This window comes from Micromonospora maritima (genome assembly GCF_902825405.1).
GTDB classification, from domain to species: Bacteria; Actinomycetota; Actinomycetes; order Mycobacteriales; family Micromonosporaceae; genus Micromonospora; species Micromonospora maritima.
This window is the reverse complement of the sequence record NZ_CADEAU010000176.1, coordinates 1-10,146: the sequence shown is the minus strand read 5'-3', so window position 1 is coordinate 10,146 and position 10,146 is coordinate 1. Positions and strand designations below refer to the sequence as shown.

9 protein-coding genes are annotated in these 10,146 nt (G+C 73.8%); 3 read left to right on the top strand and 6 right to left on the bottom strand.

The window, feature by feature from the left end; translation table 11 throughout:
* Together HUW36_RS17005 and HUW36_RS17000 are read left to right on the top strand one after the other, a co-directional pair.
* The coding region (locus HUW36_RS17005; protein WP_174529074.1) for a biotin/lipoyl-containing protein at positions 1-570 on the top strand (570 nt) is incomplete at its 5' end.
* Positions 567-1,730, top strand: a complete 1,164-nt coding sequence (locus HUW36_RS17000; RefSeq protein ID WP_174529073.1) for an acyl-CoA dehydrogenase family protein — start codon at positions 567-569, stop codon at positions 1,728-1,730. The genes HUW36_RS17005 and HUW36_RS17000, both read left to right, overlap by 4 nt.
* Before the next feature lie 344 nt (positions 1,731-2,074).
* Here the strand turns inward: HUW36_RS17000 and HUW36_RS16995 are convergent, their stop codons facing one another.
* From HUW36_RS16995 to HUW36_RS16985, 3 genes are all read right to left on the bottom strand, one after another.
* On the bottom strand, positions 2,075-3,112 hold the full coding sequence (locus HUW36_RS16995) for a hypothetical protein (RefSeq protein WP_174529072.1): 1,038 nt from the start codon (positions 3,110-3,112) through the stop codon (positions 2,075-2,077).
* Positions 3,109-4,050 carry a transporter substrate-binding domain-containing protein gene (locus tag HUW36_RS16990; protein WP_174529071.1) on the bottom strand — a complete coding sequence of 314 codons (942 nt, stop codon included), beginning with the start codon at positions 4,048-4,050 and terminating at the stop codon, positions 3,109-3,111. The genes HUW36_RS16995 and HUW36_RS16990 overlap by 4 nt, the downstream gene beginning before the upstream one ends.
* Positions 4,051-4,176: 126 nt before the next feature.
* Positions 4,177-5,955, bottom strand: a complete 1,779-nt coding sequence (locus HUW36_RS16985; protein WP_174529070.1) for an alpha/beta hydrolase — start codon at positions 5,953-5,955, stop codon at positions 4,177-4,179.
* A 236-nt stretch (positions 5,956-6,191) separates the two neighbouring features.
* On the opposite strand from HUW36_RS16985, the gene HUW36_RS16980 reads away from it, so the two are divergent.
* Entirely contained in the window at positions 6,192-6,584 is a 393-nt protein-coding gene (locus HUW36_RS16980) for a hypothetical protein (protein WP_174529069.1), read from the top strand.
* Here HUW36_RS16980 and HUW36_RS16975 read toward each other — a convergent pair.
* The 3 genes from HUW36_RS16975 to HUW36_RS16965 form a co-directional block, all read right to left on the bottom strand.
* Positions 6,571-8,073, bottom strand: a complete 1,503-nt coding sequence (locus HUW36_RS16975) for a serine/threonine-protein kinase (RefSeq protein WP_174529068.1) — start codon at positions 8,071-8,073, stop codon at positions 6,571-6,573. The two genes, HUW36_RS16980 and HUW36_RS16975, sit on opposite strands and share 14 nt — an antisense overlap.
* 30 nt (positions 8,074-8,103) lie before the next feature.
* The gene (locus HUW36_RS16970) at positions 8,104-8,574 is read right to left on the bottom strand and encodes a hypothetical protein (RefSeq protein ID WP_174529067.1); all 471 of its coding nucleotides are present in this window, start codon (positions 8,572-8,574) and stop codon (positions 8,104-8,106) included.
* Between the two features lie 138 nt (positions 8,575-8,712).
* Positions 8,713-10,146 (bottom strand): ATP-binding protein (locus tag HUW36_RS16965; RefSeq protein ID WP_484502595.1); only part of this gene is annotated, 1,434 nt, incomplete at its 5' end.

The window sequence follows — 10,146 nt, the reverse complement described above, 5'->3', positions numbered from 1 at the left end:
CGGGTGCTGGCCGGGCTGCCGTCCGGGTGGCGCAACGTGCCGGCGGTTCCGCAGGTCACCCGGTTCACCGGGCCGGACGGCGCGGAGATCGAGGTCCGCTACCGGCTCGACCGTGCCGGCGGGCTCGCCGAGTGGTCGGCGTCCCCGCCGGCCGACGACGCCACGCCGGTCGTGACGGTGGTCGACGCCGCCGCGGAGCGGGTGGTGCTCGACGTCGACGGGGTGCGGCGCGCGTTCCGCGTACACCGGGTGGGGTCGTCGGTCTTCGTGGACGGCCCGGACGGGGCGGCGAGCCTCACCGAGCTGCCCCGGCTGCCCCGGCCCACCGCGGAGCTGGCGGCCGGGTCGCTGCTCGCGCCGCTACCCGGCGCGGTGACCCGGGTGCACGTCGAGGTCGGCCAGCGTGTCGCCGCCGGTGACCTGCTGCTGACGCTGGAAGCGATGAAGCTCGAACATCCCGTGCTCGCCCCGGCCGACGGCGTGGTGGCGGAGCTGCCGGTGCCGGCCGGTGGTCAGGTGGAGACGGGTGCCGTACTGGCCGTGGTCGACCCCGAGGAGGACCCGCAGTGAACTTCGACCTCACCCCCGAGCAGGACCAGCTCCGCGACGCCGTACGGGAGCTGAGCCGCAAGTACGGCCACTCCTACTTCGTCGGGAAGGCGAAGTCGGGCGAACACACCACCGAGCTGTGGCACGAGGCGGGCCGGCTCGGCTACCTCGGGGTGAACATCCCCACCGAGTACGGCGGCGGAGGCGGCGGCATCACCGAGCTGGCGCTGGTCTGCGAGGAGCTGGCCGCCGCCGGCTGCCCGCTGCTGCTGCTCGTGGTCTCCCCCGCCATCGCCGCCACCGTGATCAACAAGCACGGTACGGAGGAGCAGCGCAAGAAGCACCTGCCCGGCCTCGCCGACGGCTCCCAGAAGATCGTCTTCGCGATCACCGAGCCGGACGCCGGCTCGAACTTCCACCGCCTCGGCACCGTCGCCCGCCGCGACGGCGACGACTGGCTGCTCACCGGCCGCAAGATCTACATCTCCGGCGTCGACGAGGCCGGACACGTGCTGGTGGTAGCCAGGACCGAGGATGCCTCCACCGGAAAGCTCAAGCCGGCGCTGTTCATCGTGCCGACCGACGCACCCGGCCTGGAGAAGTCCAAGCTGGACATGGAGATCCTGTCGCCGGAGAACCAGTTCCTGCTCTTCCTCGACGACGTCCGGCTCCCCGCCGACGCGCTTGTCGGCGAATCGCTCGACGCCGGCCTGCCGGCGCTGTTCGCCGGGCTCAACCCGGAGCGGATCACGGTCGCCGCGATGGGCGCCGGCACCGGCCGGTACGCGATCGAGAAGGCGTCCGACTACACCGCCACCCGCAAGGTGTGGGGCGGCCGGTCGATCGGCTCGCACCAGGGCGTCGCGCACCCGCTCGCCCACGCGGCCGTACAGGTGGAGCTGGCCCGACTGATGATCTACAAGGCGGCCACGCTCTACGACGCCGGTCGCGACCTGGAGGCCGGCGTCGCCGGCAACATGGCCAAGTACGCGGCCGGTGAGGCCGCCGCGCTCGCCGTCGACACGGCCGTCCAGGCGCTCGGCGGGGCCGGCATGACCACCGAGTACGGCGTGGCGACGCTGCTCGGCGCGGTGCGGGCCGGCCGGATCGCCCCGGTCAGCCGGGAGATGATCCTCAACTTCGTCGCCCAGCACGTCCTGTCCCAGGACAAGTCCTACTGACCGCCGTGGTCCGGCGCCCGACGAGCGGGCGGGACGCGCGCTGGACCGCTGGCTGACCTCCGGCATCGCGGCCGAGCTGCTGTGGGCTGCGGCGCTGGCCGACGCGGGGACCCCGCTCGGCCACGGGTTCGGGTTCGGAACTGGATTCGGGCAGATCGTGGCAGCAAACGGCCCCTGGAAGGGCCCTCAGCTTCCAGGATCTGCGTGCGGGAGGCTGCCAGGTGGACGAACGTGGCGAGGCGACCGCCCTGCGTCCCCGATCCGCCGAGATCTTGGTACGCGCCCGCCCCTCCAAGGGCGTCCCCGTACCAAGATCCGAGCCGCGTACGCGCGGACGCGGGCGGTCAGTCGACCGTGCGGCAGGCGGCGTCGATGCGGTGCACCGGGCGGACCCGGCGGCCCAGCCCCTCCAGCAGCGAGTCCTCCACGTGGAAGTCACGCACCCGCAACTGCCGCCGGGGCAGCTCGTCCTCGCTCGGGCAGAGCACCTGCGCGCGTACCTGGTCGACCGGCAGGTAGCGGACCCCACCGCGCTCCTGGAGCAGCACGACGTCGACGTCGTCCACGGTGACCACGTGACCGCGTACGTCCTCGGTGACACCGGGCGCGGACTCGACGGTGGTCACGGTCAGCGGCAGCACCGGCGTACTGATCACCGGCAGCGCGGCCCAGACCAGCATGGCCAGCACCGCCGCCTCGGTGATCGACGCGAGCGGCCGGATCACCGCCGCCGGGAGCGGACCGGTCACGAACAGGGCCAGGACCGGGGGTACGACGAGCAGCACCACCGCCAGCACCTCCCCCTGCCGCCCGGCGTCGAGCAGCGTGGGCCCGAGCAGCCAGAGGTAGCCGGCGAAGCCGGCACCGAGCAGGAACAGCCGGGGCACCCGCTGCTCGTGCAGCCGCTCCGGGCTGAGCTGGAACGCGGCCACGAACGCCGGCAGCAGCAACGGCAGGTAGAGCAGCGGCCAGGTGGCGAGCGCGAGCAGGAAGCTGGCCACCGCGAACCAGGCGGGGGTGCTGTCCACCCAGCGCGCGAAGAGCGGGCGGCGCATCCCGGACGACATCCGGTCGACGCTGACCCGCAGCACCGCGCCGAGCGCGAACACCGCGACAAGCGCGGTGGAGAGCAGGGCGGCGGCCGTGGTGAGGAAGCCGGCCAGCAAATTGACCGTGCCGACGTTGGCCACCAGCAGCAGCGTGGTCTGCAACTCGCCGCCCGCCTCGACACCGAGCCGCAGCACCGAGAACACGGCGGGCACCCCGACCACCGCGGTCCAGAACGACTGGCTGGCCCGGGCCCGCCGTTCGGCCGGGTCGGCCGGCGGTGGCGCGGGGCGGGCCGGTGCGACGGTGTCCGGCAGCGTCGCCGGCGCGGTCATCGCCGGGGCGCCTTGTCGTCGAAGTCGACGAGCTTCGGCACGTTGAGCGGCTGCGGCTGGGACTTGTCCGCCTTCAACCAGGGCCCGAGCGTGCGGTTGTACGCGGTCAGCCAGGGGCTGCTGATCCCGTCCCGCCCCTCCAGGTAGCTCTTCTGCAGGAAGAACGCGACCAGGTCGCGCAGCGCCGGGTCACCGATCGGCACCCCGATGCCGAGCAGCTCACTGGTGCCGAACGGCATGTCGACGATCTCGAACTCGGTCGGGTACTGGGAGAGGAAGCCGGCCAGGATGGTCTCGTCCGAGCTGACCGCGTCGTACCGTCCCTCCCGGATGCCCCGGACGCAGTCGCCCACCTCCTTCACCACGTACGCCCGGACCTGGTGCTTCTCCAGTTCCGCCTCGGTGGTCGAGCCGCCGCTGGTGCAGATCTTCAGCTCGGGGCGGCGCAGGTCCTCGATGGTGCGGACGCGGTCGCGCAGCCGCTTCGGCACCATCACCTCCTGCGTGGTGACGAAGTACGGCCCGGCGAAGCTGACCAGCTTCTCCCGCTCCTCGGTGATGGAGAAGCTGGACACGACCAGGTCGACGGTGCCGCCCTGGAGCGCGGGGATGCGGTCCTCGGTGGCCAGCGACACCCACTCGATGCGCTGGTCTCCCTCGAAGCCGAGCGACGAGGCGACGTAGCGGGCGATCTCCACGTCGAAGCCGGTGTGCGTGCCGTTGCGCAGCTCGCCCATCAACGGCTCGGTGGTGGCCACCCCAATCTTGATCTTCGCCTGCCCGTCGATGTGCGACTCGCGCAGCTTGTCGAGGACCGAGGGCAGCGGCGGCTCGCGGCGGTTGTCGCAACCGGCCACGGCGGCGAGGGTCAGCGTCAGCGCCACCGCCAGCGTGGTGGCGAGGGAACGGATCCGGTGGCGGGCAAGGACCTCGGGCATCGGGCGACCTCGATCGGGGACACGACGGCGGGGGCACTCAGGGTAGCTGCCGGCGCACACTGCGCCGCGCCGCGCCGGGCCCGGGGTACGGCGGGTGCCCGATCACCCGCCGTACCCCGGGGGTCCTCAGCGGACGGTCAGCGTGCCGACCGCGGGCCGCGGCGTCGCCACCGGCGGCAGCCGCTTCGGCTCGCCCCGGCCGGGCTCGCCGGCCTTGGCCAGCGCGCTCTTGGACGCGTCCGCCCGGTCGGCGGCCGGCTCGTCCTGGAACGGCTGCGCGTCACCGACGCAGAGCGTGCCCTTGGCGGGCAGCTTGCCGGTGAGCAGGTACCTGTCGACCCGGCCGGTCACGCACGCCGACGTGCCGTACGCGGTGTGCCCCCAGCTGTCGCTGCTCAGCAGGCGGCTGTTCGGCAGCAGCTTGGCCGATCCGACCGCACCCTGGTAGTTGGTCGCCGGGTCCCAGTAGTTGCCGACCACCAGCACGGGGGCGGCGGTGGTGCGGTTGAACGGTCCGGTGTAGGCGTCCTCGTCGCGCACGGTCCAGGTGTCGCGGGCGCAGGGCGCGGTGCCCCAGGCCCAGGCCCGCCCGAAGTACGGCGCGCGCTGGTCCTCCTTGGCCGACAGCGCCGGCCACGCGTCGGCGCTCTTCGGGTGGTACGCGTCCGTGCAGTCCACGGTCAGGAACGTCTCCAGCCCGTTGTCGTACGGGAAGTCGTAGCCCCGCTGCTGGCGGGCCTGTGCCGCGCGGGCGGCGAGCGCCTGGCGGGCCGAGGTGGCGGCGGCCCTGCCGGCGGCCGGGTCGGTGGCGGCCAGCAGTTGGCTGGTCAGGTCCACCACGGAGGTCCAGCCGTACGGGTCGTAGAGCGCGCCGAGCGTGGCACCGACGAAATCGGCGTAGGTGACGGTGAACGAGCCGAAGTCCGGGTCCTCGATCACCGCCGGCTTCTTGCGCAGCCGCTTCGCCACGGTGTCGTACGCGGCGACCGGATCACCGGTGGCGGCCAGCGCGCACTGCTCGGCACCGGCCTTGTCGCACCGGACCAGGATCTCGTGCAGCGCCTTGTACGCGCCGTCGGCGCTGCGCAGCCGAGTCTCCTGGAGCTGGCCGCGGGCCTTGCCCTGACCGACCCACTCGTTCGGGTTCAGCACCCCGTCGACGACGAGCGCGCGGAACCGGTCCGGGAACATGTTGGCGTAGTACTGCCCCAGCGCGGTGCCGTAGCTGAAGCCCAGGTAGCTGAGCTTCTTGTCGCCGACCGCCCGGCGCAGCACGTCCATGTCGCGGGCCACCTCGGCGGTCGACGCGGCGCCGGTCAGCGGCTTGCCGGTGGTCGAGCACGCCCTGCCGACCGCCTTCGACGCGGTGACGTACGCCTTCTCCTCCGCCTTCGTCCACGGGAACGCGACGTTCAGCCCGGCGTACGCCCGGGTCTGGTCCTTGACCGACCGGAAGCACCTGACGTTGTCGCTGGCCTCGACGCCACGCGGGTCGACACCGACGATGTCGAAGCGGTCGAGCAGGTCGTCACCGAGGAAGTAGGGCGCGGCGAGCGCGATGCTGGTGCCGGAGCCACCGGGGCCACCCGGGTTGAGGAAGAGGCTGCCGACCTTGTGCTGCTGGTCGCGGGCCTTGACCCGGAGCAGCGCGACCTCGGTGGTGGCGCCCTTCGGGTTGTCGTAGTCCAGCGGGAGCCGGACCGTGGCGCACTCGGCGTAGTCGTAGCAGGCGTACCAGTCGAGCTTCGGCGTCGGCACGCGGTCCACCCGGCGTGCCTCGGCCGCGCTGGTGCGGTCGTACGCGGGCGGTTGCGGTGTGGCGGCCGCGGCGGGGGCGACGGCCGGTCCGGCGAGGAGGACGCCGGCGATCCCTGTTGCGGCCAGGGACCGGACTGCACGTGGCATGTGGCTGCCTTCCGGTGGGGAACAGGTCGGTCGAGGAGACCTCGACCCTCGTCACTCTAGGGAGGGACGGCCATCGGATCTGCCCCCCAAACGCGGACCGACGCCGCAAACAGCCAAAGGATGTAACGATTTTTTCTTGATCGACGCTTTTCGCCGCTCCGAAGTGGAACGCGGGTGACGGGAAGCCGTCCCGGGCCGGCGGTTGACAGGTCGACGCGCTGGGCCATGCTTGTCGGGTGAGTTCGTTCCGGAAGCCCGATGCGCGGGCGAAGGCCGTCGTCGCGTCCGTGGCGACGGTCGTCGCGGTGGTGACGCTGGCGGTGTGGCGACCCCCCGGCATCCTCTCGGTCGTGCTGGCCCTGGTCTGCGTCCTGCTCGGCATGATCGCCGGGGTGACGGTCACCGCGGCGCGGCAGTCCGGCCCTCCGCCGGCCCCGGCCGAGAGCACCTGGCCGACCCAGGACCCGGGGTACGGGGTGGACGCCGACACGTTGGAGGCGATCGACCCGCGCGCGGTGCGGAACCTGCGCACCCCCGGCGCCCATCCGGTCGACGCGGACACGTTGGAGGCGCTCGACCCCCGGGCCGTGCGGCAGCAGCGGACCGTGAACGGCCTCAGCGACCGGTGATGGTGGGGCTGGCGAGCGCGTCCACGCCCCGCCCGGCCAGGCAGCGGTAGGTGCGGCCCGGCTCGGTCGAGGCCGGCGGCAGCACCTCCAGGTTCCATCCGGTCGCCGGCCCGATGCCGCTGACCAGCTGGAACGTGCCGACGTTGCAGACCTTCCGGACGGCCGGGTCGGCGGCGACCGTGTCGTGGCCCGCCCCACTGAGCGCCACCGGCAGGTCACCGGCCGCGTAGGTCTCCCAGGTGTGCCGACCGTCGCACGGCACCCGGCTCGCCTCGGCCCGGTCGCGTCGCAACCGCACCGGCCCGTAGCACTCCAGCTCGGCCCCGCAGACCGCGCCCTCCGGGAGCCGGACGTCGACCGACGCGCACCCCGGCAGCGGTGTCGCCCCGGCCTCGACCACCCCGGTGGCCACCGGGGTCGGCGACACCATCTGCGGCGGTCCGCCGGCCATCCAGGCGCCCCCGGCGGCCGACGCGGCCAGCGCGAGCACCCCGGCCCCGCCGAGGAACCAGCGCCGGGGCCAGCGACGGCTGCGGGTCGGCACGGTCGGGTGGTCGTCCTTGGTGGACGGTCGCGGGCCGGTTCCGCCGGTGCGGCCGTACGGGCCACCCGCGGTGCCGCCGCCCGGAGTCAGGAACGGCACGCCGCTGACCGGGGCGTCCGGGTCGAGCGGGAGCGCGGCGAGCAGGCCGCGGAGTTCGACCGCGGAGGGGCGCTCGCCCGGGTCGTTGGACATCCCCAGGCGGAGCACGTCGATCAGTTCGTCGGGTACGCCGGGTAGGCCCGGGATCGGCTGCTGGAACATCTCCAGCACGGTGACCAGGCTCGGGTTGCGTTCGGACTGCCAGCGCGGCGGACGACCGTGCATCACCGCGTAGAGCGTGGCGCAGAGCGCGTAGACGTCGACGGCGGGGCTGGGCGGGCTGTGGCTGAACATCTCCGGCGGCGCGTACGCCGGGGTGAGCACCTCCAGCGTGACCGAGGCGTCGCGCACCTCGGCCAGCACCGCCAGGCCGAAGTCGGCGAGCACCGCCGAGTTGAACTCGGAGTGCAGGATGTTGGCCGGCTTGACGTCACGGTGCAGCACACCGGCGGCGTGCGAGTGGGCCAACGCGTCGGCGATCTTCACTCCGAGGTCGCGGGTCTCCAGCGGGCCCAGCGGCGAGGTCTTCATGCGCTCCGCGTACGAGCCGTCGCAGAGTTCCATGATGAGGTAGGGGTGCTGGTCGACGGTGACGCCGACGTCGAAGAGGTCCACCACGTGCGGGTGGGACGACATCCGTCCGGCCGCGCGCGCCTCACGCAGGAAGCGTGCCTGGTCGCGCTCGTGGTCCAGCGTGCGGTTCTCGACCTTGACCGCGACCTCCCGTCCGACGGAGATCTGGGTGGCCCGGTAGACGGTGGCGTACCCGCCCCGGGCGAAGACCTTCAGATCGGTCAGACCGGGCACGATGGGCAGCCGCAGGGCGCCGGGCGGGGTCTCGGTCACGGCTCGAAAATACCCAACGGTCCCGGTCGGTCAGCGCACCGCGTCGGGGGCCGGCACCGGCGCGGAGCCGTCGGACCCGGTCGACCCGGCGGTCGGTGCGGTCGCCCGGCGGGCGTCCCACCACAGGCCGACAGCGGTCGCGACCGCGCCCAGCCCTTCCCACGCCGCCACTCCGAAGAACCGGTCCGGCGCCACGTCGGAGAGCACCGCGATGGTGAACACGGTGAACGTGACCAGCCGGAACCAGACGGTGAACCGGTAGAACGGGCGCCACTCGGTGGCGACCGCGAGCAGGTAGTAGACCCCCATGTTGAACGAGGCCATCGAGGACGCGGTGAGGAACGTGCCGGTGTAGTCACCCGGAGCACGTTCCGCCGGCACCTCGAAGCCGAGCAGGCGCAGCTGCGTCTCCGGCCAGATCAGGCCCAGCGCGCCGAGCAGCAGCGCCAGCAGCCCGAAGACCGCGATCGTCCAGCCGGCGCCGGAGCGCGGCAGCCTCATCGTTCCTCCCCAGCGACGGTCCGCCGGTGACCGCTCGGGCGCACCGGTGGAAGCCGTCGATCCCGACGGCAGCCGCCCCACGCTAACCGGACACACCGACGAGCACATCCCCGGAACCGGCAGAACAGGGGTGGGTGGTCAGCCGCCGGCGATACGGGACCGCAGCGCGTCGGCGGCGGCCCGCTCGCTGCGCTGCTCGGTGCCGTACGCCAGACGCACCGCCTCCTCGGCGCCGGCCAGCGCCTCCGCCGGACGTCCGCAGGCCTCCAGCGCCTCGGCCAGGACCAGCTGCGCCACCACCTGACTGCGGACGTCCTCGGCCGGGGCGCAGATCGCCCGCCGCGCCCAGTCCAGCGCCTGCTCGCGCTGGCCGTGGGCGAGCAGCGCGGCGGCGTACCGGGCCATCGTCTGACGGCGGGAGAACAGCAGCGACGGCGCGTCGGCCGCGCCGGTGGCGACCGGGGCGAGCAGTCCCACCGCGGTGCCCGGGTCACCGGCCGCGACGCGGGCCATGGCGAGCAGCACCCGCGGCGCGACCTGGGCCGGCGCCTGCGGGTTGTGCGGCTCCACGGTGGTCAGCACCGACCGCGCCTCCCGCTCCGCGGTCTCGTGGTCGCCCATGTCCAGCGCCACGAAGCCGCGCAGCGTGCCGGCCATCCCGGTGAGCAGCGGATGGGTGGTGCGGGCGGCGTACGCGAGCGCGTCGGTGAACAGGTCGGCGGCGTGCTCCGGCTCGCCCAGCCCGCGGGCCACCACGCCCCGCACCACGAGCGCGAAGCCCTGCCCCCAGTCGTCACCCACCTCGGCGAACTCCCGGTAGGCGCGGCGGGCCGCCCGGTCCGCCTCGGCCAGCTCGCCCAGCTCGGCGGTGGCGTACGCCTCGACGGCCCGCAGCGTGCCCACCGCCCACGCCTCGCCGACCCGCTCCCCGAACGGCAGGAAGACCCGCGCCAGCCGGCACGCCTCCCGCAGCCGGCCGGCCAGCAGGCGGGCGAACGCCGTGGTGCCGCGCAGCCAGGCGCGCCCGTACGGGTCCTTCAGTTCGGCGAACAGCCGGGCGGCCCGGCCGAGCACCGCGTCGGTGCCGGCGAAGTCGCCGCGGGTGGTGGTCACCCAGGCCAGGTTCTGCAACGACCAGGCCTGCCCGCGCGGGTCCTTCGCGGCGAGGCTGACCTGGTAGGAGGCGGCCAGCCGGCTGCTCGCCTGCCCGAGCCGGCCGGCGATGAAGTCGGCCATGCCGAGGCGGCGCATCGCCGAGGCCCGCACCGTGGGCAGCCCGGCGTCGGTGGCCACCTGCAACGCCTCCTGCCAGCTGCGCTCGGCCCGCTCGGCGTCCCCGAGCGTCTGCTGGGCCTGCCCGGCGAGCAGCAACGCGGCGGCCCGGATGGCCGGTTCACCGGAGTTCGCGGCGATCTTCTCGGCCGAGGCCAGCGCGTCGGCGGGGCGACCGATCTGCAACAGCGCCCGGGCGTGCACCACCCGGTCGGCCGGGGGCACGCCGTCGCGGGCCAGCTCGGCCGCGCGCTCGGCGTACTCGACCGCCATCGCCGGCTCCCCGGAGCGCAGCGACCG

Coding starts and splice junctions, on each gene's coding strand:
- HUW36_RS16990 (WP_174529071.1), bottom strand. CDS start 4,050: ATGCCCGAGGTCCTTGCCCGCCACCGGATCCGTTCCCTCGCCACCACG.
- HUW36_RS16985 (WP_174529070.1), bottom strand. CDS start 5,955: ATGCCACGTGCAGTCCGGTCCCTGGCCGCAACAGGGATCGCCGGCGTC.
- HUW36_RS16970 (WP_174529067.1), bottom strand. CDS start 8,574: ATGAGGCTGCCGCGCTCCGGCGCCGGCTGGACGATCGCGGTCTTCGGG.
- HUW36_RS16995 (WP_174529072.1), bottom strand. CDS start 3,112: ATGACCGCGCCGGCGACGCTGCCGGACACCGTCGCACCGGCCCGCCCC.